Genomic DNA, 441 nt, shown 5'->3' with positions numbered 1-441 from the left:
GGGGTGCCGCTACTTTACTCTACGGTTTTGTTCAAGGAATCAGTTCCGAGCTTGGTTTCACCTTAACTGGCTACAAGAACTGGGATAAAATTGGGCTGACGCTGTCCGTGATTACTAGCACACTGATTACGTTTGCTTGGGACTTGTTCAACAGTGGCTACTTGGCCTATAAGCCTGGCCTATTGATCACCTTGTTCATCATTCGTTTGATTTCAGTCGGCTTTTTCGCCGGTATCCTTGTTTACTTGATTAAAGTCCTTGTTGAAAAGTCAGGTTTATTAAAGCGTTAATATGACAACATTAGCAGTTAAAAACTTTAGCTTTGCCTACGATACGGGCCAACGAAATATTTTAAACAATATTTCGTTTTCACCCGTTGCCGGCAGTTTTAATTTATTAATTGGCCCCTCTGGTTCTGGTAAGTCAACGTTGTTAAAAGCG

The 441-nt window shown here is 41.5% G+C and carries 2 protein-coding genes; both read left to right on the top strand.

Annotated elements, in window-relative coordinates; translation table 11 throughout:
• Positions 1-290: ECF transporter S component (locus tag WEIDD23_RS12300; protein WP_197458903.1), on the top strand; the 290-nt coding region annotated here is incomplete at its 5' end.
• A 1-nt stretch (position 291) separates the two neighbouring features.
• Positions 292-441, top strand: a 150-nt coding sequence (locus WEIDD23_RS12905) for an ATP-binding cassette domain-containing protein (protein WP_156469682.1), incomplete at its 3' end; no start/stop codon positions are given.

Source organism: Weissella sp. DD23, from assembly GCF_001579105.1.
In the GTDB taxonomy this organism is placed as follows: domain Bacteria; phylum Bacillota; class Bacilli; order Lactobacillales; family Lactobacillaceae; genus Weissella; species Weissella cibaria.
The sequence above is the reverse complement of the archived record's forward strand: the minus strand, read 5'-3'. Positions and strand labels throughout refer to the sequence as shown.